This is a genomic window from Massilia sp. CCM 8734, assembly GCF_011682155.1.
Lineage (GTDB): Bacteria > Pseudomonadota > Gammaproteobacteria > Burkholderiales > Burkholderiaceae_D > Telluria_A > Telluria_A rubra.
In genome coordinates this window covers 23,596-47,734 of record NZ_WHJI01000028.1, presented here as the reverse complement: position 1 = coordinate 47,734, position 24,139 = coordinate 23,596, and the positions used below count along the sequence as shown (strand labels likewise).

Below are 24,139 nucleotides of genomic sequence, written 5' to 3'. Positions count from 1 at the left end.
ATGCAAATTCCGGTTTTTGTGCAGACCACCGGCCTGCTGGTACTGTCCAACATTTTCATGACGATCGCCTGGTACGGCCACCTGAAGAACATGTCGAGCAAGGCGTGGTGGTATGCGGCGCTGGTCAGCTGGGCCATCGCCCTGTTCGAATACCTGCTGCAGGTGCCGGCCAACCGTATCGGCCACACGCAATACAGCCTGGCGCAGTTGAAGATCCTGCAGGAAGCCATCACCCTCACCGTGTTCGTCCCGTTCGCGATGTTCTACATGGGCGAACCGTTCAAACTCGATTACGTGTGGGCCGGGCTGTGCCTGGTCGGCGCCGTCTACTTCATCTTCCGCAGCTGAGGGCGCGTCGCGCCGCTTACCTCCGGGGCTGAGCGCCACGGCCGGCGCTGCTTTTGCCGCGACGCGAAACATCGGCGACCACCTCCGGTGAGCTTTCGATCCATCATGGGCACGTTCGGCCCAATGGCATTACACTATGCGCCGTTGCGACCATTTTGATATCAAAGGACTATTATGAGCGGTTATCTGCAGGGTAAGGACATGGCGGGCGGCGATACTCCGGCGCCGGTCAAACCGGTGATGACGAAGGCGGTGACGATTCCTTCGCTGAACGCGATGCGCGCCGCGGGCGCCAAGATCACGATGCTGACCTGCTACGACGCCAGCTTCGCCACCTTGATGGACCGCTGCGGCGTGGAAGTACTGCTGATCGGCGATTCGCTGGGCATGGTCTGCAATGGACATCACTCGACCTTGCCGGTGACGGTGGCCGAGATTGTGTACCACACCGCCGCCGTCGCGCGCGGGAACAAGAGCGCGATGGTGATCGCCGATATGCCCTTCGGCAGCTACGGCACGCCGGAAGCGGCGTTCAACAACGCGGTGCAGCTGATGCAGGCCGGCGCGCACATGATCAAGATCGAGGGCGGCGCGTGGCTGGCCGAGACGGTCCGCTTCCTGACCGAGCGCGCGATTCCGGTGTGCGCGCACCTGGGGCTCACGCCGCAGTCGGTGCACCAGCTCGGTGGCTACAAGGTGCAGGGCAAGTCCATCGAAAGCGCGGCGCAGCTCAAGGCCGACTCGCTGGCGCTGGAAGCGGCGGGAGCAGCGATCATCCTGTTCGAGGCGATTCCAAGCGCATTGGGCAAGGAGTTGACCGAAGCTTTGACAGTGCCGACGATCGGCATCGGCGCGGGGCCGGACTGCTCGGGCCAGGTGCTGGTGATGCACGATATCCTGGGGGTTTTCCCGGGGCGCAAAGCGCGCTTCGTGAAAAACTTCATGGAAGGGCAGACCAGCATCGACGCCGCCGTGAGCGCGTATGTGAACGCGGTCAAGGATGGCAGTTTTCCGGGGGTCGAGCACTGCTTCTGATGCTGTCCCGTTCATCCACCCGTCGTTCCCGCCAAGGGGGCCGCCGAGGCCGGGAACGACGGTTTTGCGGCTAGCGTAGTCCGTAGCGCTTCATCTTGTTCAACAGCCCCACCCGCGAAATACCCAGCTGTTTCGCGGCGTGGGTGTGATTGTGCACCGTCTCGTCGAGCGCGGCGACGATCAAGCGCTTTTCCAGCGCCGCCACCTGCGCGTCGAGCAAGCCATCGCCCTCCACCGCCAGCGGCGCGGCCGCCTCGCCGCACGCGAGCGCCAGGTCGTCGACCGTGATCACATCCGCACTGCCCGCCAGCGCCGCCGCCGTCGACACCGAATGCTGCAACTCGCGCACATTGCCGGGCCAACTGCGCGACACCACCCACTCCAGCGCATCCGGCGCGAGCCGCTTGGGCGGCGACAACCTGGCCGCCACCGCCTGCACGATCAGCGCCACATCCTCGGCCCGATCGGCCAGCGCCGTGGTCCTGACCTGGATGCCCTTCAAGCGATAAAACAAGTCGTCGCGAAACGATTTTTCTTCCACCATCGCCCCCAGGTCGCGGTTGGTGGCGGCCACCACGCGCACGTCGACCCGCGTTTCGCTGCGCGCACCCACCGCGAAAAAACTTCCCGCCTGCAAAAAACGCAGCAGCTTGACCTGCATCGACAGCGGCATGTCGCCGATCTCGTCGAGGAACAGGGTGCCGCCATGGCTTGCGGCGATCAAGCCGATGCGGTCGCGGTCCGCTCCCGTGAAACTGCCCTTGCAATGGCCGAACAATTCGCTCTCGAACAGCTCCGCCGGAATCGCCCCGCAGTGCACCGCCACGAACGGCTTGGCGGCGCGCTTGCCGTTGGCATGCAGCGCGCGCGCCACCAGTTCCTTGCCGGTGCCGCTCGGCCCCGTGATCATCACCGGCACTTCGGTCGGCCCGATGCGGCGGATCAGCGCGCGCAGGTCGCGCAGGTCGGCGCTGATGCCGATCAGGCCCATGGTGGCGTCGTCGGGCTCGGCGCGCGCGCGCCAGTCGGCCAGCTCGCGCTCCAGGCGACGCTTGGTCAGCGCGCGCTCGACCACCACGCGCAACAGGTCCGGGTCGAGCGGCTTGGGCAGGAAGTCCCAGGCGCCGGCGGCGATCGCGCGCAGCGCCAGTTCGCGGTCGGCGTGACCAGTCATCACCACCACCGGCGCCGAGGAAAGGCCGGGCAGCAGCGCCAGCCCTTCATCGGGGCGGAAGGACGGCGGCAGCGCCAGGTCGAGCAGCACCAGGTCGAAGGTGTGCTCGGCCCACAAGGCCAGCACCTGTTCGCTTGATGCCGCCACCTTGACGTCGTAGCCAAGGCTGGCCAGCCAGTTGCCGCACAGGCGCTGGAAGGCGGGTTCGTCGTCGACGAGAAGAATGCGTTCTTGGGTCATGGCATACCTGGTAAAAGAAGTTCGAAGCAGCAGTTCCAGCCGGCCCGCTCGCCCAGCCTGACGCTGCCGCCGTGGGCCTCGACCAGGCGCCGCACGATGGCCAGGCCAAGGCCGGTGCCGCCGGGACGGCGCGTGGTGAAAGGCTGGAACAGGTCGGCCGCCAGGTCGGCGGGCACGCCCGGGCCGTTGTCGCACACGCGCAGCAGCACCCGGCCGCCGTCTTGCGCTCGCGCGTCGACCAGGATGCGCGGGTCCGAACGGCCGCGCAGCATGGCCATGGCGTTGCCAATCAGGTTGCCGAGGATTTGTTCGCCGCGCATCGGGTCGATGTGCAGGCACAGGGCCGCGTCCACATCGAGTTCGATTCGCTGGGATGGATGGCCGGCCGCTACCCGCTGCACCAGTTCGGCCACCGCCACGCGCTGGGGATTAAGGCGCACCTCGCCCGAATAACTGAGCAAGTCCTGGATCAGGTGGTCGGCGCGCTCGATCTGGGCGCGGATCTCGGCGCGCGTTTCCGGCGGCGACATGACCGCGGCCATGCTGATGATATTGAGGGGATTGCGCAGTTCGTGCGCCACGGTCGCCGCCAGCCCGCCCAGTTCCAGCAGGTGCGCCTGCTGCAGGCGCTCCTTCTCGTGCTCCGCGTAGCGCAGCAACTGGTCCAGGCGGGCCGCAGCCGCCGCCAGCAGGGCGCCGAATACTTCGCCGACGCGGGTCACGCTCGGCGTTGCGCCTTCCCACTCCATCAGGTCGGTGCGCCAGTGCGGCGCTTCGCCATCCTTGCCTGGGGCGAGGTAGCAATGCACGCCCGGCTGGCCGGCGCCATCGCCCGGCGACGCATCGCCCAGCACCACCCGCATCGGCTGGCGCAGGTGCGCGCCGAGGGTGGACGCGGCGATCCGTTCGAGATCGTGCCAGCTGCTGGCCGCGTCCAGGCGCACCCGCCAATCGGCCAGCACGCCCGCTTCCAGGTGCGCGCCGGGAAATACCAGCCGTTCGATGGCGCGCCGCGACGGGCCTTCCAGCACCAGCATCACGGCCAGCATGGCCGTGCCGAGCAGCCAGAGCTGCCACAGGGGCACCGCCGCCAACGACGCAAACCCGGTGCGCGCGGCCACGCTCAGGAGCAGGCTTGCCAGCGCCACCGTGATCGCCGTCAGCACCAGCCAGGCCAGCAGGCGGTTGGCCCACAGGTTCACCACCATCAGGTCGTAGCGCAGGATGCCGAACACCAGCAGCAGCGCGTAGCCGGGCAGCAGGATCACGCTGTACGGGAAGATGTCGATCCCGAGCGAGGCGTTGAGGAACATCAGCGACGCGCCCGAGCCCCACACGCCGGCGAACCAGATCGCCAGGATCTTGCCGCGCTGTTTGGGCGCGGCCTTGGGCCACGCCGCCAGCAGCAGCAAATAGGCCCAGACGCTGATCGAGGTGACGACCACGCCGGGAATCCAGCCCCAGACCGGGAAAAAGTAATAGCGTTCGAAGCCCAGCCAGGGCGCCAGCGTGCCCATGTCGAGCACCTGCACCAGCAGCAGGGTGGCGAGGCCGAGGATATAGATACCGAGCAGCTGGCGCGGGCGGTCGCGCTGCAGGAAACGGAACACGAAGTGCAGGAAAAACACCGCGTTGATCGGGCCGCAGTTGACCAGGCGCTTGCCCAAAGCCGCCACGCCGTCTTCGCCCAGATGCATGCCCAACTGCCCCAGCGCCCAGCAGCCGATACCGACGCAAAACAGCGCCAGCGGCTTGATGCCGCTCTGGTGCGGGGCCTTGGCCCACAGCCAGGCCGCCAGTCCCAGGCTGATGCAGCCCTGGACCACCAAGGAAAAATAGTAAACGCGGTAGATGTCCATGCAGTCCGGGTGTAAGGCAGCTTGATAGTTGCAACGGGCTAACTATATAGCAAGTTGACAGCGCGTGCGTACCCGTCGTCAATTTCATGTTTAGAAACAGCAGCTTAGGATCGCGGCACGGGTGGCATGCGGCTTGCGTATTGAAGAGTAGGACGGCGCAAGCCACAACGACTCGGTAAAGGCATCGACGCAGCATGACAACCCGCCAGTTCCCCGGCCTGCTCAAGCAGGCACCAGCGAAGCGTGTCTGGATCAGGTTCAACCGCATCCTGGCGTGGGCGCTGATCGGCTCACCACTGCTTCAATGGGTGCTGGACGCGCCGTTCTGGCTTTGCCTGTGGATCGACCTGGCGATGTTGCTGGCGCATGCCGGGCTGTCACTGGCGCTGTTCGGCAAACCGGAGCGCAAGTCGCGCACGTTCAGCGTGTCGATGCATGTGTTTGGATTCAGTCCCTGGGACCTGAGCGCGCGCATCGAATTTTTGATGACCGGTTATCGCATTTTCCTGGTCCTCGTGGGCGCCGGCATGATCGTTCCGCTCATTGCCGTCCTGGCCTACCAGATCGCGCGGGTAGACCTGTTTTTCGGCCCCGCCATGTTCTGGGTACTGATGGCATATTGCGCGCCGATCTCCTTCATGGCGATCTTCGTGCTGCTGCACATCCACGCCGCCGCGCGGCAGGCTGGCCGGCGCTGGGGGATCAACGGGGGCGGCCTGGCTGCGGTCGCGCTGCTGTCCTTTTGCGTACCGGCCATCGTACACACCTTCAACTAAATCCCCACACAACCCCTGCACAGGCACTCGCCATGATCCATCCACTCGCCACCTTCCGCCCCCGCGTGCTGATGCCGCCCAAGATCATCTGGATGCGGGTCAACCGCGTGCTGGCATGGGCCTTGATCGCCTCGCCGCTGGCCCAGATCGCGCTCGGCACCTCGTTCAAGCGCGGCCTGGCGCTCGACCTGGTGATCCTGCTGGCGCATGCGGCGCTGTCACTGGCCTTGTTCGGCCTGCCCAACAACGCGGCGCGCCGCTTCAGCGTGGCGCTGCATGTCTTCGGCCAGCAACCGGAGGACATGAGCCCGCGCAACCAGTATCTGTTAAGCGGACACCGGGTCGGACTGACGCTGCTGTTCGTACTGCTGATCCTGGCGGCGCGGCCCCTGCTCGACCTTCCCGGCTTTCTCATTTACGTGGGGCCGAATGTCCTGCTGTTGATGGTCATGAGCTGGCCGCTGGTGCGCATGCCATTGACGCTGTTCCAGCACGTCTATCCATACATCGTCCAGGCGCTGCGGCGCTGGGGCATGCGCGAGCACGCGGACGACGTCGCCGCCGTGATTGTCGGGGTGTTTTTCCTGACGTCTTTCATCAACGTGATCAAGTAGAAGCCAATGAACATCCTCCATTTTCCACCACTGCGCGCACTGATGCCGCCAAAAATCCTGTGGGTACGTGCGAACCGCATCCTGGCGTGGGCGCTGATCGTCGCGCCGTGTACCCAATGGGCGCTTGGAAGCGCGTTTGTGAGCTGGCTGCCGCTCTACCTGGCGATTTTTTTGGGGCACGCGGCGCTGTCGCTTGCTTTGTTCGGACTTCCCAAGGCGACCAACCGCAGAGCCACCACAGCGATGCTGCTGCTCGGACGGCGCCCGCTTGGACACGACGCGCGTAACCGCTTCCTGCTCGGCGGATACCGGGTCGGATTGACGTCGCTGATTCTTCTCCCGATGGCGCAGTGCTTGCCAGTGGGGCTGACATTCGCTGTCATGCACTTGATCGTGGGTTTGCCGATTATCGGACTCGTGATCGTGGCTGTACTCGTGATCGTTTTCTGGCCGCTTTTCCGCACGCCGCTCACGCTGGTCCAGCACCTCTATCCCGCCATTGTCCACGCCCTGCAACGCTGGGGCGTGCGCGACGGCGCAAGCATCCTGGCCGCCTTGATCGTCGCGCATTTCTTCGTCTTGTCCGCTGTGAACCTGCTTAAATGACCGCCGCCATGTTTGCTCTCAACTCAGTCATCTTCCACTTCATGCCCACCGCCGTCATGGCGCCGTCGCCGGTCCTGGCGCTCACGCGCCGCAATGCCGGCATGCCGGGACTCGGCTCGCTCGACGACGACCTGCTGACGGTCGCCGCCTGGCAGCGCATCGTCCTCGCAGCCCTGCCCTTGCTGACGCTGGCCGCCTTCGGCGCGCTCTACGCGCACGGCCTGTACCTGGCGCTGCCGGTCGTGATGCTGATGCACTTCGTGGTCACGGTGGCCTACCTGCACGACGTGGCGCACGGCTCGGCGGGCCTGGACGCGCGCGTCACCCACGTGGTGCTGTTCATCGTCAGCGTGCTGGTGCTGCAAAGCGGGCATTCGTTCCGCTACACCCACCTGCACCACCACGCGCACTGCCTGGAAGAAGACGACCTGGAAGGCGCGCCCGCGCGCGCAAGCCTGCTCGGGGCCTTGCTGGCCGGCCCGCTGTACCTGCCGCGCCTGTGGCGCGAATCGTTGCGCAAGATCCGGCCGGCGCGCGAGCGCCGCTGGATGGTCGCCGAACTGGCCACCTCGCTGGCGCTGGTGCTGCTGGCCCTGTGGCTGACGCGCTGGACGACCGGGCCGCTGCTGTACTGCGCCATGGCCTGGATCGGCGGCTGGTTCTATCCGCTGGCGACGGCCTGGCTGCCGCACTACAAACCGGGCAGCAAACCGCTCGAACAGGCGCGCACCATGCGCGGCGCGATCGTGCCGGCGCTGTTCATGAACCTGACCTATCACCTCGAGCATCACCTGTATCCGCAAGTGCCGACCCTGAACCTGCGGCGCCTGTCGCGCCGGCTCGACCCGCATTTTGCGGCGCGCGGACTGCGTCCGACCCAGGTGTACTGAACGTCGCGCCAGCGGCCGACAAAGTCGCCAGCATCGCCGGCACCGATTCAAACTCTTCGGCCGGGCCATGCGCGCGCAATGCCTCGGCCGGCGCATAGCCCCACGCCACGGCGCCGAACGCCACGCCGGCCTTGGCCGATGCCTCGGCGTCGGTGCCCTGGTCCCCCACATACAGCGCATCGGCCGCGTCGACCTGGCTACGCTTGACCACCTTGCGGATGCGCGAGGCCTTGCCGAACACCGACATGCCGCACTCGAAGTGGAAGAACAGGCTGCTTAACTCCGGCCCCAGTACGCGGCGTACGTTATGCTCCGAATTGGACGACACCACCGCCAGCATCACGCCTGCGTCGAAGAGCGCGCGCAAGGCGTTGCCCACGCCGTCGAACAGGGCGATGCTGGCCGCGTTCTCGCTCATCTTCGCGATGAAGCTTTTCGACACCACCGGCATTTTCCAGGCCGGCATGCCGATATGGCGCATGATCTCGCGCGTGCTCATGCCGCGCAAGTGCGCTACCTGGTCGCCCTCGATGCGCCTGAGGCCATGCTGGTCAGCCAAAGCGTTGTACACGCTCTGAAAGAACGGAAACGAGTCGGCCAAGGTGCCGTCGAAGTCGAAAATGGCTAGCCGGTACTTCAGGCGCGGGTGCCCGGAGCGGTTATCCAATCTGGATCCATGTGGTTTTCAGTTCGGTGTATTTATCGAACGCGTGCAGCGATTTATCGCGCCCGTTGCCCGACTGCTTGACGCCGCCGAATGGCACCGTGATGTCGTCGCCGTCGTACTGATTCACGTGCACGGTGCCGGCGCGCAGGGCGCGCGCGGTCTTGATCGCCTTGTTCAGGTTACCCGTCCACACCGCCGCCTGCAAGCCGTACTGGGTCGAATTGGCCTGCCGTACCGCGTCGTCGATGTCGGTAAAACCGAGCACCAACAGCACCGGCCCGAAGATTTCTTCGCGCGCGATGCTCATGGAGCCATCGACCTGGTCGAACAGGGTCGGCGCCACGTAAAAACCGCCAGTGTCGGTGCGCGCGGCCTCGCCACCGGCGAGCAGCCTGGCGCCGGCCTGCTTGCCTTCTTCGATGTAGCCCATCACGGTTTTCATCTGGGCCGCGTCGACAATGGCGCCCATGATGGTGGCTTCGTCGAGCGGGTCGCCCGGAGCAAAATCGGGCACCATCGCCAGCGCTTTTTCGACAAACGCGTCCTTGATCGACGCTTCCACGAACAGGCGCGAAGGCGCGTTGCAGCTTTCGCCCTGGTTAAAATAGATCGAGCCGATCGCCGCGCTCACCGCCGCATCGAGGTCGGGACAGTCGGCGCAGACGATATTGGCCGACTTGCCGCCCAATTCGGTCCAGGCGCGCTTGAGGTTCGATTGCCCGGCCATCTGCAAGATCTGCTTGCCGACCTTGGTCGAGCCGGTAAAGCCGATGCAATCGACATCCATGTGCAGCGCCAGCGCCGCCCCGGCCTCAAAACCGTAGCCCGGAACGACGTTGAATACACCCGCCGGCAGGCCGGCTTCGAGCGCGATTTCGGCCAGCCGCAGGGCCGTGAGCGGCGACTTTTCGGACGGTTTGAGAATCACGCTGTTGCCGGCGGCAAGCGCCGGGGCGATCTTCCAGGCGGCCATGATCATCGGGTAGTTCCACGGCACGATGGCCGCCACCACGCCGACCGGCTCGCGCGTGATCAGGGCCAGGCTGTTTTCGCCGGTGGGCGCGATTTCGTCGTAGATCTTGTCGATCGCCTCGCCGTACCAGCGGATGCAGTTGGCTGCGGCCGGCACATCCACGCTCTGGCTGTACCTGATCGGCTTGCCCATGTCGAGCGTCTCTAACAGGGCCAGTTCCTCGGCGTGCGCCAGGATCAGGTCCGCGAACTTGATCATGACGCGCTTTCTCGCCGCCGGGGCCTGGCCGGCCCAGCGCCGGTCTTCAAAAGCGGCGCGCGCAGCCGCCACGGCCATGTCGACATCAAGCCCGTCGCAGCGCGCGACCAGGCCAAGCTTGCGCCCATCGATCGGCGAGAGATTATCGAACTGCTGCTCCGACCTGGCCCAGACGCGTTCACCGCCAATGAATGCGCGCCCGTCGATGCTCAAGCCCGCCGCCCGTTCGTGCCACTGCTTGTTTTGTTGCGTGCTTCCCATGCCATGCTCCCTAAAAACTCACTACTGTCGATACGCCGATAACGTGATTGTCCCGGCGATACTGGTCGCTTGATGTCTTGAATACCCTGCTGTTGGCGCGGTCGTAGCGGTATTCGCCCTTGACACTCACGCCCGGCATGAGCAGGTACTGCGTGCCCAGCGAGAGCGCCGCGCGGTTGGCGCCACGGGTGGGATCGAACACCACCCAATCGTCGCCGCTCCAGGTCATGCCGGCGCCAAAGCCGTTGCGCCCGTCCGGGCAGTTCGCTTCTTGCCCGCCCAAATCCTTGCAGCCGCTGCCCAGGGTTGCGCCGAACACGCCACCGCCGCCCCTGCTGTTGTGGATGTAATCGAGCCGCGCGATCGCTTCGAGGCGCGGCATGACTTTGTACGACATCAGCGACGACAGGCCGTACCAGCGCTGGCGCGCCACGTTGTAGCGATTGGTGGCGGTGGCCTGCTGGCGCCCATAGCTTAACTGACCCTGGAAATTGAAGTCGCCACGCGTGTGAAAGCCGTCCACTTCGAGCAGGTCGAGCCGGCCGAAGGCGCTGTCGTCGTCGAAACCGGAATGGATGCCCGACAGGCCCAGGCCACTAAATTCGCTCCTGGCGTAATCGACCCGGTAGAACAGGCCCGGGGTTTTCTCGCGCGCGTGGTCGATGCGGGCGCTGTTCATATTGCCGGCCATGATTTTGCTGTCGAATTTGCCGCGCACGAATTGCAGGCCGGCCCCGGTGTAGAAGTTGGCCGCCGAAAAATCGAACAGCAGGTTGTGGGTAATGAGCTTGTTCTGGGTCGAGGCAATCGCTTCGTAGCCGCTCCAGTCGGGAATCTGGCCGACCAACAGGCGCGTCGACAAGTCGCCCAGCGGGATCGATACCGACGCTTCGTGCACCAGGTTGCCGAAATTGTAGCCGGCGGCCGTGCTCTTGCTCGGCATGAGCGATATCTTCAGCCTGGTGCCGCCATCGAGCTCCTTGTCGACAGTGAGCATGGCGCTGCCGAAGTAGGTATTGTCGTAGCCGAAGCTCTCACCGGAGCCGTTGACCGAACTGTTATTGTTCAAAAAGACGAAGCTCGACGTGCTGGCGTTGCGGTTGCCGATGTAGGTGGGGTCGATGTAGCCGGAAATTTTCAGGCCCTTCAAGCCGCTCGTTTCCATCGCATCGTCGGCCGCGTCGCTCTTGACGCGCAGGCGCGCCACTTCGGCCGGGGTGTCAGGATCGTTTGATTTGGCCTGTTCCGACTTCTCGATCATCGCTTCGAGCTTGTGCACGTGCGCCTTGAGGGCGTCGAGTTCGGCCTTCAGTTCCTGGGTGCTCTGGGCTTGCGCGATGGCGGGACAAGCTGCGGCCAATGCGATGACGGCGTTGCGGTAGACGTGCATGAATCACTCCTCGGGCCAACGGTGAGGGTGGCGGGCATGCTTGCCCACCACCGTAAACAGCGGCCGAAGAGCGTTAAGACTTGACTGCGGCCGCCACCTGCTTCTGGCGCTGCCGCTCGGCGCGCGCCATCATGATGGCGGCGATGATCACGCCGGTCGACACCACCAGGATTGTCAACGCCGCCACCGCGTTCACGCGCGGGTCCAGCCCCAGGCGCGCACGCGACATGATCACCAGCGGCATGGTCGTCGAGCCGGGGCCGGACAGGAAATTCGACAGCACCACGTCGTCCAGCGAGAGCGTAAACGTGAGCAGCCAGGCCGAGGCCAGCGACTGCGTAATGTTCGGCAAGGTCACCAGGAAGAACACCTGGTAGGGACGGCAGCCCAGGTCCATGGCCGCTTCTTCGAGCGAGCGGTTCATTTCGCGCAGGCGCGACTGCACCACCACCGCCGCATAGGCCATGCCGAGCAGCGTGTGGCCGATCCAGATGGTAAACGCGCCGCGCTCGGGAAAGCCGAAGATCTTCTGCACCGAGACCAGCATCAGCAGCAGCGACAGGCCGATGATCACCTCGGGCATGACCAGCGGCGCGCTGACCATCCCGGAGAACAGCAGGCGGCCCGGAAAGCGCTTGTAGCGGTTCAGGGCAAAGGCGGCCATGGTCCCCAGCAGCACGGCGGCGGTGGCGCTGGTCAGGGCGATTTTGAGCGACAGCACGAAGCCGCTGACCAGTTCCGCATCCTTGAACAGTTCCGGGTACCACTGGGTTGAAAAACCGCTCCACACCATGTCCTGGCGCGAGCTGTTAAACGAAAACACAACCAGCACCAGCAGCGGCAGGTACAGGAACAGGTAGCCCATCGACAGCCAGCCGCGCCCGAACCAGCGGGCCAAGGTCATTTTGTTCACCTTCGCGCTCATGTTGGTGCTCATGCGCGGTCCTCCGCTTCCTGTTCGGCCTTGTATTTATTGAAGATCGCCATCGGCACCAGGATCAGCAGGATCGCCACCACCGCCAGCGCCGACGCGCGCGGCCAGTCGGTGTTGACGAAAAATTCGTCCCACAGCAGGCGCCCGATCATCAGCGTTTCGGGGCCACCGAGCAGTTCGGGAATGACGAATTCGCCCACCGCCGGAATGAACACCAGCATGGCGCCGGCGATGATGCCGGATTTGGACAGCGGCACGGTGATGCGCCAGAACGCCTGCCAGGGTGTCGCGCCCAGGTCGGCCGCCGCTTCCAGGTAGCGCAGGTCCAGCTTGACCAGGTTGGCGTACAGCGGCAGGATCATGAACGGCAGGTAGGCGTAGAACATCCCCAGCACCAGCGCGAATGGGGTGTTCATCATTTTCAGCGGTTCGTCGATCGCGCCGAGCCACAGCAGCAGGTTGTTGAGCAGGCCCTGGTTGGCCAGGATGCCCTTCCAGGCGTAGATGCGCAGCAGGAAGGAGGTCCAGAACGGCAGCATCACCATCATCAGGAGCACCGTGCGGTGCGCCGGATTGGCGCGCGCCATGAAGTAGGCGAACGGGTAGCCGGTCGCCAGGCACAGGACCATGGTCAGGCCGGCGTAGCCGAGCGAGCGCATGAAAGTCCACAGGTAGGTGGAGTCCTCGGTCAGGGCGACGTAGTTGACCACCTTGGCCTTGATGGAGAGGACGCCGTCGCTGAACGTGACCAGGGGACCGAACGGGCTGCCGGTCTCGTCGAGTTCCGAAAAACTCATGCGCAGCACGATCAGGAACGGGATCAGGAAGGCGATGGTAAGCCACACCAGCGGCACGCCGATGACGAAGCGGCGCCCGGCCGCTGGTGGTCGAAAAGGCTTGATCATGGCCGCCTCAATGGGTCAGGACCACGATGTCGCTGCCATCCCACCACGCGACGACATGCTGGCCGCGTTCCATGCGCGCCTCTTCATGGCGCGCGGCGTTGGTGCGCGCCACCTTGAGGATGCCGCCTTGCGCCATGCGCACCTGGTAGTGCGTCTCGCTGCCGAAGTAGGAGACGTTGACGATCTCGCCGGCCACGCAGTTGTAGCCGTCTTCGGCGGCCGAGGCGCGCTGCTCCACGCCGGGCATCTCGCGCTGGAGGGCGATTTTTTCGGGCCGCACCGCTACGCTGACCGGCATGTTGTTGGTGCCGCTGATGCCGTGGCTGACGTAGTGGCGGCATTCGGCTGTCTCGACGACGACATGGTCGGGCTGGTCGATGCGCACATGGCCGTTGAACATGTTGGCGGTGCCGATGAAGTCGGCCACGAAGCGGCAGTTGGGGGTTTCGTAAATCTCGCCCGGCGCGCCCACCTGCAGGATGCGCCCTTCGCTCATGACGGCGATGCGGGTGGCCATGCTCATGGCCTCGTCCTGGTCGTGGGTGACCATCACGCAGGTCACACCGACCTGCTCGATGATGTTTACCAGTTCCATCTGTGTCTGTTCGCGCAGTTTTTTGTCGAGCGCGCCGAGCGGCTCGTCGAGCAGCAGTAATTGCGGGCGCTTGGCCAGGCTGCGCGCCAGCGCCACGCGCTGCTGCTGCCCGCCCGAGAGCTGGTGCGGCTTGCGTTTGGCGTAGGGGCCGAGCTGCACCAGCGCCAGCATCTGGTCGACCCGTTCGGCGATGGCCGCCTTGGCCAAGCCGTCGCGGCGCAGGCCGAAAGCGACGTTGTCCCACACCGTCAGGTGCGGGAACAGCGCGTACGACTGGAACATCATGTTGACCGCTCGCTCGTAGGGCGGCACGCCGACCAGGTCCTGGCCGGCCAGTTCGATGGCGCCGGCGGTCGGGGTCTCGAAGCCGGCCAGCATGCGCAGCAGGGTCGACTTGCCGCAGCCGGAGCTGCCCAGCAGCGCGAAGATCTCGCCTTTGTCGATGGCCAGCGAAATATCGTTCACGGCGCGCACGCCGTCGAATTCCTTGACGAGGTTGCGGATCAGGAGAAAGGGCTGCGAGCTTGCGGGTTGTGCAATCGTCATAGGGATGATGAAAGATGAGGCAAAGCCGCAATTTTATCGGACATACGCCGGTCTGCATGCAAAATGATTAGAATGCGGCTTACATTCCGGTCTTGAAACGGGTGAACACGCGCGTCATGGTGCGGCGCGCTTCGGCGCTCAAGGGCTCGGGCACCACCATGCGCTGCTTGTCGGCGTCTGGCAGGTAGACCGTGCGGTTGCCGGCGATGTCGGGCCGCACCATCGGGGTGGCGGCCTTGTTCGGGTTGGCGTAGAAAACCTTGTTGGTCAGGCTCGCGTGCACCTCGGGGCGCAAAATATAGTTGATCCACAGGTGGGCGTTGCCCGGATGCGGGGCGTCGGCCGGAATGGCCATGGTGTCGAACATCAGGGTGGCCGTCTTCGGCACCAGCGCCACGATGTTGTGACCATTCTTGTTGTCGATGGCGCGCTGGCGCGCGATGTTGATGTCGCCCGACCAGCCGAGCGAGACGCACAGGGCGCCGTTGGCCAGGTCGTTGATGTAGCCGGAGGAGCTGAACAGGGTTACCGACGGCCGGATCGCCTGCAGCATGCGCCCGGCGTCCTGGTAGTCGGCGCTGTTCTTCGAGTAGGCCGGCTTGCCGATGTAGAGCAGCGCGGCGGGCAGCACTTCGGACGGCGAGTCGAGAAAGGAAATGCCGCACGAGGTCAGTTTGCTGGCGTAGCGCGGATCGAACACCAGGTCCCATACATTGTCGGGCATGGGTAAAGACCCCAGCGCCGCCTTGACCTTGTCGACGTTGATGCCGAGCGTGGTGTAACCCCACAGCCAGACCACCAGGTGCTTGTTGTCCGGGTCGACCCGCTTGACCAGGTCTTGCAGTGTCGGGTCCAGGTTGGCCAGGTAAGGCAGGCTGGCCTTGTCGAGGGGGCGCAGCAGGCCGCCGTCGATCTGCAGGCGCGCCCAGTGGGCGGTGGGGACCACGATGTCGTAGCCGGTTTTACCGGCGGTGAGCTTGGCGTGCAGGACTTCGTTGCTGTCGAAGACATCGTAGCGGACCTTGATGCCGGTTTCTTTTTCGAAGTTGCGGACCGTGTCGTCGGCGATGTAGTCGGACCAGTTGTAGATGTTGAGGACTTTCTCTTCCGGCGGGGCGGCGGCCGCCACGCTGGCGGCGGCCGCGAGGCCGAGGATGAAGCTCTGTGCGATGCGGCGTATCGACTTCATCCTGCCTCCCGATCAAGGTTCGTTCAAGCTACCCAGCCCCGCTTCTGCACGTCGATCAGGGTGGCCTCGAGGCAGTACCTGATCTTGAAAATCATTTCGTCGATCTGCGCGCGCGTCATCACCAGCGGCGGCGCGATGATCATGCGGTCGCCCACGGCGCGCATGATGATCCCGTTGGCGAACATGTAGCCGCGGCAGATCATGCCCACGCCCTGCTCCGGATCGAAGTACTCGCAGTCGTGCACCGCCGCGGCCTTCTTGCGCACCAGGTTCAGCCCCGCCACGAAGCCGCAGGTGTCGGCGTAACCGACCAGCGGATGGTCCATCAGCGCTTCGAACTTCTCTTTCAGGTACGGGCCGGTGTCTTGCGCCACCTGCTGCACCAGGCGCTCGTCCATCAGGATGCGGATGTTTTCGAGCGCCGCGGCACACGCCACCGGATGGCCAGAATACGTAAAACCGTGATTGAAATCGCCGCCTTCGTTAATCAGCACGCTGGCAACCCGGTCACCGACCAGCACGCCACCCAGAGGAACATATCCCGAGGTCACACCCTTCGCGAACGTAATCAAGTCAGGTTTGATCTGCATCAACTCGGAGCCAAACCATGTACCAAGACGGCCAAACCCGCAAATGACTTCGTCGGCGATCAAGAGCACGCCGTATTTGTCGCAGATGCGGCCGATTTCGGGCCAGTAGGTGGACGGTGGAATGATCACGCCGCCGGCGCCCTGCACCGGTTCGCCGATGAAGGCGGCCACTTTGTCGGCGCCGACCTCGAGGATTTTGGCCTCGAGCCAGCCGGCGGCCACGATGCCGAATTCATCAAGCGTCATGCCGCTGCCGTTTTCCAGGTAGTTCGGCTGGCCGATATGCTCGATCCCCGGGATCATGCCGCCCTGCTCGTGCATGCCCGCCATGCCGCCCAGCGCGGCGCCGGCCACGGTGCTGCCGTGGTAGGCGTTGTAGCGGCTGATGATGGTGTGGCGCTGCGGCTGGCCTTTGAGGTCCCAGTAGCGGCGCACCATGCGCAGGTTGGTGTCGTTCGCTTCCGAGCCGGAGCCGGTGAAGAACACGTGATTGAACTGGGGCGGCGAAATCTCCACCAGCAGCGCGGCCAGGCGCGTGGCCGGCACGTTGGTGGTGTTGAAGAAGCTGTTATAGAAGGGCAGCGTCTGCATCTGGCGGTAGACCGCGTCCGAGATGCTGGTGCGCCCGTAGCCGACATTCACGCACCACAGGCCGGACATGCCATCGAGGATCTTGTTGCCCTCGGAATCCCACAGGTAGATGCCGTCGCCGCGCACCATCACGCGCGCGCCGCGTTCGCCCAGCGCCTTGTGGTCGGTGAAGGGATGCATATAGTGCGCCGCGTCCTGGCGCTGGATTTCGGCGGTGTCGTAGACGTCGTGCGTGGCGGCCTTGACCGACGCGACCAGCGCGGCGCTCGGGACCATGGGGTTGGCTGTCATGATGGACCTCGTTTATCGTTATTGTTATTGTTATTGTTATTGTTATCGTTGTTGTCGGTGCTGCGTATGCTTACACGTGCAACAGCAGGTGCTCGCGTTCCCACGGACTGATGACGGTCATGAATTCCTGGTGTTCGAGGTCCTTGATGGCCGCATACACATCGATGAAGCGCTCGCCCAGCACCGTGCGCAGCTTGTCCTCGGCGCGCAGCAGGTGCAGCGCTTCGGGCAGGCCTTGCGGCAGCTCGAACGGCATTTCGTAGGCGCTGCCGTTCATCATCGCGGTCGGTTCCAACTGCTCGGTCATGCCGAGGTAGCCGCAGGCCAGGGTGACGGCCAGCGCCAGGTAGGGATTGGCGTCGGCGCCGATGATGCGGTTTTCCACGCGGCGGTCCTGCACGCCCGATTCCGGCACGCGAAAGCCCACCGTGCGGTTGTCCAGGCCCCACTGGATGTTGATCGGGGCGGCGGTGTGGCGCACGATGCGGCGGTACGAATTGACGTACGGCGCGACGATCGCCATGGCCGACGGCATGTAGCGCTGCAGGCCGCCGATGTACTGCTTGAACAGGGGCGAGGCCGAGCCGTCTTCGCTGCTGAAGATATTCAGCCCGGTCTTGGTATCGACCACGCTCTGGTGCACGTGCATGGCCGAACCGGGTTCGCCGGCCATCGGCTTGGCCATGAAGGTGGCGTACATGTCGTGCTTGAGGGCCGCTTCGCGCAGGGTGCGCTTGAAGAAGAACACCTTGTCGGCCAGGCCCAGCGGATCGCCGTGCAGGAAGTTGATCTCCATCTGGCCGGCGCCGATCTCGTGGATCAGGGTGTCGACGTCGAGGTTCATCAGTTCGCAGTAGTCGTAGATGTCTTCGAACAGGGGATCGAACTCGTTGACGGCGTCGATGCTGTAGACCTGGCGGCTGGTTTCGGCGCGGCCGCTGCGGCCGATCGGCGGTTTCAGGGGCAGGTCGGGGTCGATGTTCTTGGCGGTCAGGTAGAACTCGAGTTCGGGCGCGACCACCGGCTTCCAGCCCTTGTCGGCGTACAGCTTCAGGACGCGGCGCAGCACCGTGCGCGGCGCGAAGTCGACCAGTTTGCCGTCGGCGAAATAGCAGTCGTGGATCACCTGCGCGGTCGGATCGACCGCCCACGGCACCATGGTGATGGTGGTCGGATCGGCTTTCAGGATCATGTCGCGGTCGGTGGCCGAGATGGCGCGGTCGTAGGCTTCGTCGTCGACCGGGTAATTGCCGGTTACGGTCATGCCCAGCACCGCCTCGGGGATGCGCATGCCGCGCTCCTGCGTGAATTTACCGCGCGGGAGGATCTTGCCGCGTGCGACCCCGGTCAAGTCGGGAATCAGGCATTCGATTTCGGTGACCCGTTTCTCGTTGAGCCACAGGTCCATGTCGGTGTAGGTGAAGTTTTCGCGAATTGCCATGATGTTCTCTCTGTAGTTTGCGCTCTGTAATTTGCGCTCTGTAGTTTGCTCATTGCGCGCGCGGGCAGTTGCCGCGGGCGTGCTGTGGAACCGAGGATGGCAAGCGGCGCTAAGGCACGCAGCAGAGGGCCCACTTTTCGTAGCGGCTGGCGCTGCGCGTATTCATGCGCGCCTCGCCTGGAAAGCGCGGCAAGCCTGGCCGAAGGCGCCGAACATGGCCATCGAAGCCGGGTTGTCGAGGATCTGCCACTCCGGATGCCACTGCACGGCCAGGGTAAAACCGGGCGCGGACGGCACAGAAAACGCTTCCACCAGGCCGTCGTGCGAGACCGCTTCGATGGCGATGCCGGGTGCGAGCCGGTCAACGCCCTGCCCGTGCAGCGAATTGACGGCGATGCGCGTCGAGCCGCCGAGCATGCGCTGGAAGGCGCCGCCGGGTGTGACGGTCACATCGTGGGCCGGGCCGTACTGGTCTTCGATGGAGGCGTCCGGGTCTTCGCGGTGGTCCATCTTGCCTTCGACTTCCTGCACCGCCTGGTACAGGCTGCCGCCGAGGGCCACGTTCATCTCCTGGAAACCGCGGCACACCGCGATGATGGGAATGCCGCGCTCGAGGGCGGCGCGGATCAGCGGCAAGGTGGTGGCGTCGCGCGCCGGGTCCTGCGGCAGGCTCGGGTCGCGCACGTCCTGGTCGTAGTAACTCGGATGCACGTTCGAGGCCGAGCCGGTCAGCATGATGCCGTCGCATATGGAGAGCGATGCTTCGAGGTCGAGCGCGGCGCCGAGCGCGGGCAGGACCATGGGAGCGCAGTCGGCGCCGAGGACGACGGCGTCGACATATTTAAGCTGCGCGGCGTGATACGGATGAGGGCCGATCTGGCGCGTGCAAGCGGGAACGAGGACGATAGGACGGCGCATGATTGTCGGTATAGGAACGAATGACGCACCCGGTTCATCATAATGGCTAATCGGCCTGATGGCGAGTGCTGCTTGATCCATTTCAAATGGACAACATAGGTTTGGCGCAGATCAATGCGCCAAGCCATGGTTAGAGCTTACCGGCAAGTTGTCAAACATGCCAACACGAACCGCCGCCGCCCTTGATATTGCAAAAATGTAACTAGTTTCTTAATTGAGGTCAGACCCCGATGCCAGACCCCGATGCCGTTCAGGTCAGACCCCGATGCCGTTCCGTCCTTCCCGCGCAGGCGGAAATCCAAGGCACTGTCGCTCAGCTAAGATGCCTTGGATTCCCGCCTGCGAGGCTGTCTCAAAACGCTAAAATCACCGCTAGGCGGTAGACTCTTATCCGTCATTCCCGCGCAGGCGGGAATCCCATTCCGTGGCATAGCAGCGAACTTGGATTCCCGCCTGCGCGGGAATGACGGTGCTGGAGGCGGTGGTAGTCGTTGAACGCTTCCCTTTTGAGACAGCCGCCTGCGCGGGAATGACGGACTTTGCGGCGCCGGCCGCGCATGCCCACCAGCGCCAGCCCGGCCAGCAGCATGGCCCAGGTCGACGGTTCCGGTACCGGCGCCATGCTGGCCGGATCGAGCCGCAGCATGCTGGCCGGATCGAGCCGCAGCATGCTGGCCGGATCGAGCCGCAGCATGCCGCATACGCCCAACCCCTGATGACAGCCGCTGGCCGCAATCTGCCCGAGGTCGTTGATCGCGCCGGCATCGGTCAGGTGCCAGCCGGACGCCGGGTCGATCAGGCTGTTCAGATTGAACAGCGCCCCGCCCTCCCACAACACCGCCTCGTTGATGTCCCAGCCCTGGTAGGACAGCCCCACCACCTGCCCCGCATTGTTCATGCCGCGCGCCGCGCTGTCCATGCCGGACAAGGCGCCCAGGTCGCTCATCACGCCGTTCACGTACAAAAAGGCGTGGTCTCCCCCTTGCCCGCCCAGCGCAGAACTGCCGGCGACATGCCCCGCCTCGTTGATCGCGCTCGCGCTCGACCATTCACCGCCCAGGGTGCCGAGGTCGCGCATCTTGCCCTTCTCGTACAGGAAGGCGCGCGGGGTGTAGGGACCGGCCAGCGCGGCCCAGCCGACGATCTGCCCGGCGTTGTTGATGCCGTCGGCGTTACTCGACTTGCCGCCCAGCGTGCCCAGGTCGGACACGCCGCCGCCGCGCGTGAAGCGGGCGGCGTGGAACTCCAGGCAGTCGCAGGGAATCGCGCCAACCGCCGTGCCGGCGTTGTTGATGGCGGAGGCGGCGCTGTCCCTGAGCGCCCACGGCGTCAGGTTGGTCACCGTGGCGCCGCTGAACATGACGGCGTGGCTGATGCCGCCCGGCGTGCGCGATTCGCCCACGATCTGGCGCGCCTCGTTGATCGCCTGTACGCGCGTGTACTGGCCGCCCAGGCTGCCCAGCTGCGTCGTGCGCCCGTCGGCGAACAGGTAGCCGCGCCACTCCTGGCCGGTCACGTAGGCGCCACCGACCACGTCGCCACGGTTGTTGATGCCGGTCGCTTCGACATAGTCGAACTGGCCGGCCAGGATGGTGGTGATGCTGTAGCGCGGCGCTGGCGCGGCCAGCGCCGGCAGGCAGGCGGCGCACAGCACCAATGTGGGAAGAAAGCGGACAGCTTGACGCATAAGGCACCTCATCGTGAGCGGTGACGGTTCCCACAGGGACAGCGGGCAACGCCGGAAGCGGCGCCGCCAACGTTCAGGATGGTCGCGGCGCGGCGTCCGGGTTTGTGGCATCACAAAAAGTTCCCCGCAGAATGCAGTCGGCCTGCGCGCGATCAAGACGGCAGCGACCGAATGCTGCTTGGTGGCAAGCATCGCAGCACGCGCGCTCCGCTGCCCGGCAACCAGTTGCAAAAAACGCTAAGATGATTGCCCGGCCTCGCGCCAAGCCCGATCACGAAAGCCCTGTTATGTTGAATCTCAAAGACCCTGCGCTGCTGCGGCAGCAATGTTTTATCGACGGCGAATGGTGCGATGCGGGCAACGCGGCCACCATCACCGTGACCAATCCGGCCACCGGCGAAACCCTCGGCACGGTGCCGCGCATGGGCAAGGATGACGCCGCGCGCGCGATTGGCGCGGCCAACGCGGCCTGGCCGGCCTGGCGCAAGAAGAGCGCGCGCGAACGCAGCGTCATTCTGCGCAAATGGAACGACCTGATGATCGAGAACGCCGACGACCTGGCCCTGATCATGACCGCCGAACAAGGCAAGCCGCTCTCCGAATCGAAAGGCGAAATCGCCTACGCGGCGTCGTTCATCGAGTGGTTCGCCGAGGAAGGCAAGCGGATCGAGGGCGACACCCTGCAGTCGCCCTGGCCCGACCGTCGCCTGGTGGTGACCAAGGAGCCGATCGGCGTATGCGCGGCGATTACGCCGTGGAATTTTCCGGCGGCGATGATCACGCGCAAGGTCGGCCCCGCGCTGGCGGCCGGCTGCCCGATGGTGGTCAAGCCGGCCGAGCTGACCCCGTTCTCGGCCCTGGCGCTGGCCGAACTGGCCGAGCGCGCGGGCGTGCCCAAGGGCGTGTTCAGCGTCATCACGGGCGATTCAAAAGCGATCGGCGCCGAAATGACCGGCAATCCGCTGGTGCGCAAACTCACCTTCACCGGCTCGACCCAGGTCGGCCGCGTGCTGATGGAGCAGTGCGCGCCGACCATCAAGAAGCTGTCGCTGGAGTTGGGCGGCAACGCGCCTTTCATCGTGTTCGACGACGCCGACCTCGATGCGGCGGTGGAAGGGGCGATCGCGTCCAAGTACCGCAACGCCGGCCAGACCTGCGTGTGCGCCAACCGCCTGTATGTGCAGGATGGCGTGTACGAGCGCTTCGCCGAAAAACTGGTGGCGGCGGTGGCCAAACTGAAAGTCGGCAACGGCCAGGATGTGGGCGTGACCCAAGGCCCGCTGATCGAGGAAAAGGCCGTCGTCAAGGTCGAGGAGCACATCGCCGACGCCCTGTCGAAAGGCGCGCGCCTGCTGACCGGCGGCAAGCGCCACGCCCTGGGACACAGCTTTTTCGAGCCGACCGTGCTGGCCGACGTGACATCCAAGATGCAGGTGGCCACCGAAGAAACCTTCGGCCCGCTCGCGCCCCTGTTCCGCTTCGATACCGAGGAAGATGTCATCGCCATGGCCAACGACACCGAATTCGGGCTGGCGGCGTATTTTTACTCGCGCGACATCGGGCGCGTGTGGCGCGTGGCCGATGCCCTGGAAACGGGCATGGTCGGCGTCAATACCGGCCTGATGTCGACCGAGGTGGCGCCGTTCGGCGGCGTCAAGCAATCGGGACTGGGACGCGAAGGCTCGCGCTATGGCATCGACGACTATCTGGTGATCAAGTACATCTGCATGGGCGGGCTGTAACTCACAGTCTGGTCAAGCAAGCCCGCCGGCTCAGTCCGGCGGGTATTCGTGGTATTTGCGGGCATCGCCGCGCACCTTGTCGGCCGGGTATTTGGCCCGGTTGAGCACCATCTTTTCCTGCACCGCCGCGCCCAGGTCGATATCGAGCTGGTCCGCCAACAGCACCAGGTAGACCAGCACGTCGGCCATTTCGTGGCGCACCTGCACAAGTTTGTCCGCCCCCAATTCTTCCTGCGTCCCGGTCTTGAGCCACTGGAAATGTTCCAGCAGCTCGGCCGCTTCCACCGACAGCGCCGACGATAAATTCTTGGGCGTGTGGAACTGGCCCCAGTCGCGCTCCTCGACGAAGGTGCGCACCAGGGTGCGAATGGTTTCCAGCCGATCATTTTCCTGATTCAAATTTTTACTCCATTAGTATTTTCCACACTTGGGTCAGCGGAGCTGCGCCAGCATTTGTGTTGCGTCTTTGCAGCAAGCGCGAGCTTTGCTGTATTTACTTGCGCTAAGACAAGATATTATTGCCGGACAGAGCGAGCGCCACGACGCGTCCCTGTGCAGTTTGTGCAGCCATGTCCCCGCCGCGACGCCACTCCATACGGTATCCCATTCGATCAAAGGAACTCACATGTTTTTACGTATGACCGTCGTTTCGCTGGCGCTGGCCGCCATCCTGCCGCTGCCGGCGCACGCCCAGGCGCCGGCCGGGGCGCAAGCGCCAGCAGCCGCACCAACAGCGGCGCCAGCCGCGCATGCCAGGCATGCCCAACACGAGTGGACGTATAACGGCACCACCGGGCCGGCCAAATGGGGCGGCCTCAAGTCCGACTATGTTATCTGCAAGACCGGCCACGCGCAGTCGCCGATCGATATCCGCACCGACGCCACCACCAAATCCCAGCTCGATCCGATTGTGTTCGAGTACCAGCCGTCGCCGCTGAAAATCATCGATAACGGGCACACGGTGCAGGTCAATTATGCGCCGGGCAGCGGGATGTCGATCAGTGGCGTGCGCCATGAATTGCTGCAATTCCATTTCCATACGCCGAGCGAAGAGCGCATCAACGGCAAGCAGTATCCCTTGGGATTGCACCTCGTGCACAAGAATGCCGACAACAAGCTGGCCGTGGTGGCGGTATTGTTCAAGCTGGGCAAGGAAAACCCGGCACTGACCAACATTTTCAACAATCTGCCGAAGGAAGCCGAAGTCGAGCAGGCGGTCGATGGCGTGACCATCGACATGATGGGCATTTTGCCGCCGACCCAGGGTTACTACAACTTCCCCGGCTCGCTGACCACGCCGCCATGCAGCGAAGAAGCCAACTGGTTCGTGCTGAAAACGCCGGTGGAAATGTCGAAGGCGCAGCTGGCCCAGTTTCACAAGCTGTACAAGCACAACGCCCGTCCGGTCCAGCACCTGAACGGGCGTGTGATCAAGGAAAGCAACTAAAACCGCAAAACCGTCGCCCCCGCGCAGGCGGGGGGGTCCAATTTTGTATGCCCGGTTACAGGCGAAAGAACCACCTTGGGTCCCCGCCTGCGAGGCTGTCTCAAAACGCTAAAATCACCGCTAGGCGGTAGACTCTTATCCGTCATTCCCGGCCTGGGCGGCCCCCTTGGCG

Annotated in this window: 21 protein-coding genes and 1 pseudogene; 8 read left to right on the top strand and 14 right to left on the bottom strand. The window is 64.5% G+C overall.

The features are described 5' to 3' along the window. Positions 1-348 (top strand): DMT family protein, encoded by a 348-nt coding sequence (locus F2P46_RS23080; RefSeq protein ID WP_166894566.1) that lies wholly within the window; start codon positions 1-3, stop codon positions 346-348. A 174-nt stretch (positions 349-522) separates the two neighbouring features. Continuing rightward, a complete protein-coding gene (gene panB, locus F2P46_RS23075; RefSeq protein WP_166894564.1) occupies positions 523-1,383 on the top strand; it encodes a 3-methyl-2-oxobutanoate hydroxymethyltransferase in 861 nt (286 codons plus the stop codon). A 70-nt stretch (positions 1,384-1,453) separates the two neighbouring features. Here the strand turns inward: panB and F2P46_RS23070 are convergent, their stop codons facing one another. Then, positions 1,454-2,797 carry a sigma-54 dependent transcriptional regulator gene (locus F2P46_RS23070; RefSeq protein ID WP_166894562.1) on the bottom strand — a complete coding sequence of 448 codons (1,344 nt, stop codon included), beginning with the start codon at positions 2,795-2,797 and terminating at the stop codon, positions 1,454-1,456. Then, positions 2,794-4,656, bottom strand: coding sequence for a sensor histidine kinase (locus tag F2P46_RS23065; RefSeq protein ID WP_166894560.1), 1,863 nt, complete (start codon positions 4,654-4,656; stop codon positions 2,794-2,796). The genes F2P46_RS23070 and F2P46_RS23065 overlap by 4 nt, the downstream gene beginning before the upstream one ends. Before the next feature lie 194 nt (positions 4,657-4,850). Between F2P46_RS23065 and F2P46_RS23060 the strand changes: the two genes are divergently transcribed. The 4 genes from F2P46_RS23060 to F2P46_RS37865 are packed head-to-tail and all read left to right on the top strand — an operon-like array spanning position 4,851 to position 7,542. After that, positions 4,851-5,432 (top strand): hypothetical protein, encoded by a 582-nt coding sequence (locus F2P46_RS23060; RefSeq protein WP_166894558.1) that lies wholly within the window; start codon positions 4,851-4,853, stop codon positions 5,430-5,432. 32 nt (positions 5,433-5,464) lie between these two features. Then, entirely contained in the window at positions 5,465-6,046 is a 582-nt protein-coding gene (locus F2P46_RS23055) for a hypothetical protein (RefSeq protein ID WP_166894556.1), read from the top strand. A 6-nt stretch (positions 6,047-6,052) separates the two neighbouring features. Further along, positions 6,053-6,652, top strand: coding sequence for a hypothetical protein (locus tag F2P46_RS23050; RefSeq protein ID WP_166894553.1), 600 nt, complete (start codon positions 6,053-6,055; stop codon positions 6,650-6,652). 8 nt (positions 6,653-6,660) lie between these two features. Continuing rightward, positions 6,661-7,542 carry a fatty acid desaturase gene (locus F2P46_RS37865; RefSeq protein WP_229509417.1) on the top strand — a complete coding sequence of 294 codons (882 nt, stop codon included), beginning with the start codon at positions 6,661-6,663 and terminating at the stop codon, positions 7,540-7,542. A gap of 118 nt (positions 7,543-7,660) precedes the next feature. Here the strand turns inward: F2P46_RS37865 and F2P46_RS37860 are convergent. The 11 genes and pseudogenes from F2P46_RS37860 to F2P46_RS22995 form a co-directional block, all read right to left on the bottom strand. After that, a pseudogene (locus tag F2P46_RS37860) lies at positions 7,661-8,209 on the bottom strand (HAD hydrolase-like protein); the annotation flags it as partial. Then, positions 8,202-9,701, bottom strand: a complete 1,500-nt coding sequence (locus tag F2P46_RS23040) for an aldehyde dehydrogenase (RefSeq protein WP_166894551.1) — start codon at positions 9,699-9,701, stop codon at positions 8,202-8,204. The gene F2P46_RS23040 and the pseudogene F2P46_RS37860, both read right to left, overlap by 8 nt. Positions 9,702-9,711: 10 nt before the next feature. Beyond that, positions 9,712-11,091, bottom strand: coding sequence for a DUF3138 family protein (locus F2P46_RS23035; RefSeq protein WP_166894549.1), 1,380 nt, complete (start codon positions 11,089-11,091; stop codon positions 9,712-9,714). A gap of 73 nt (positions 11,092-11,164) precedes the next feature. Next, positions 11,165-12,028 carry an ABC transporter permease subunit gene (locus F2P46_RS23030; RefSeq protein ID WP_229509416.1) on the bottom strand — a complete coding sequence of 288 codons (864 nt, stop codon included), beginning with the start codon at positions 12,026-12,028 and terminating at the stop codon, positions 11,165-11,167. Next, complete coding sequence (locus F2P46_RS23025; RefSeq protein ID WP_166894547.1) at positions 12,025-12,930, bottom strand: ABC transporter permease subunit; 906 nt, start codon at positions 12,928-12,930, stop codon at positions 12,025-12,027. The genes F2P46_RS23030 and F2P46_RS23025 overlap by 4 nt, the downstream gene beginning before the upstream one ends. A gap of 7 nt (positions 12,931-12,937) precedes the next feature. Then, a complete protein-coding gene (locus F2P46_RS23020; RefSeq protein WP_166894546.1) occupies positions 12,938-14,071 on the bottom strand; it encodes a polyamine ABC transporter ATP-binding protein in 1,134 nt (377 codons plus the stop codon). A 79-nt stretch (positions 14,072-14,150) separates the two neighbouring features. After that, on the bottom strand, positions 14,151-15,260 hold the full coding sequence (locus F2P46_RS23015) for a polyamine ABC transporter substrate-binding protein (RefSeq protein ID WP_166894544.1): 1,110 nt from the start codon (positions 15,258-15,260) through the stop codon (positions 14,151-14,153). Positions 15,261-15,283: 23 nt separating this feature from the next. Further along, a complete protein-coding gene (locus F2P46_RS23010; RefSeq protein ID WP_166894542.1) occupies positions 15,284-16,732 on the bottom strand; it encodes an aspartate aminotransferase family protein in 1,449 nt (482 codons plus the stop codon). Positions 16,733-16,802: 70 nt separating this feature from the next. Next, on the bottom strand, positions 16,803-18,173 hold the full coding sequence (locus F2P46_RS23005) for a glutamine synthetase family protein (protein WP_166894540.1): 1,371 nt from the start codon (positions 18,171-18,173) through the stop codon (positions 16,803-16,805). A gap of 162 nt (positions 18,174-18,335) precedes the next feature. After that, on the bottom strand, positions 18,336-19,091 hold the full coding sequence (locus F2P46_RS23000) for a gamma-glutamyl-gamma-aminobutyrate hydrolase family protein (protein ID WP_166894538.1): 756 nt from the start codon (positions 19,089-19,091) through the stop codon (positions 18,336-18,338). A 394-nt stretch (positions 19,092-19,485) separates the two neighbouring features. Then, on the bottom strand, positions 19,486-20,778 hold the full coding sequence (locus F2P46_RS22995) for a PEPxxWA-CTERM sorting domain-containing protein (protein WP_166894536.1): 1,293 nt from the start codon (positions 20,776-20,778) through the stop codon (positions 19,486-19,488). A 287-nt stretch (positions 20,779-21,065) separates the two neighbouring features. Here F2P46_RS22995 and gabD point away from each other — a divergent pair, with 287 nt between their 5' ends. After that, positions 21,066-22,520 carry an NADP-dependent succinate-semialdehyde dehydrogenase gene (gene gabD, locus F2P46_RS22990; protein WP_166894534.1) on the top strand — a complete coding sequence of 485 codons (1,455 nt, stop codon included), beginning with the start codon at positions 21,066-21,068 and terminating at the stop codon, positions 22,518-22,520. A 30-nt stretch (positions 22,521-22,550) separates the two neighbouring features. On the opposite strand, the gene F2P46_RS22985 is transcribed toward gabD, so the two are convergent. Continuing rightward, on the bottom strand, positions 22,551-22,919 hold the full coding sequence (locus F2P46_RS22985) for a nucleotide pyrophosphohydrolase (RefSeq protein ID WP_166894532.1): 369 nt from the start codon (positions 22,917-22,919) through the stop codon (positions 22,551-22,553). A 226-nt stretch (positions 22,920-23,145) separates the two neighbouring features. Here F2P46_RS22985 and F2P46_RS22980 point away from each other — a divergent pair, with 226 nt between their 5' ends. Continuing rightward, positions 23,146-23,967, top strand: a complete 822-nt coding sequence (locus F2P46_RS22980) for a carbonic anhydrase family protein (RefSeq protein ID WP_229509415.1) — start codon at positions 23,146-23,148, stop codon at positions 23,965-23,967. The last annotated feature ends 172 nt before the right edge of the window (positions 23,968-24,139 follow it).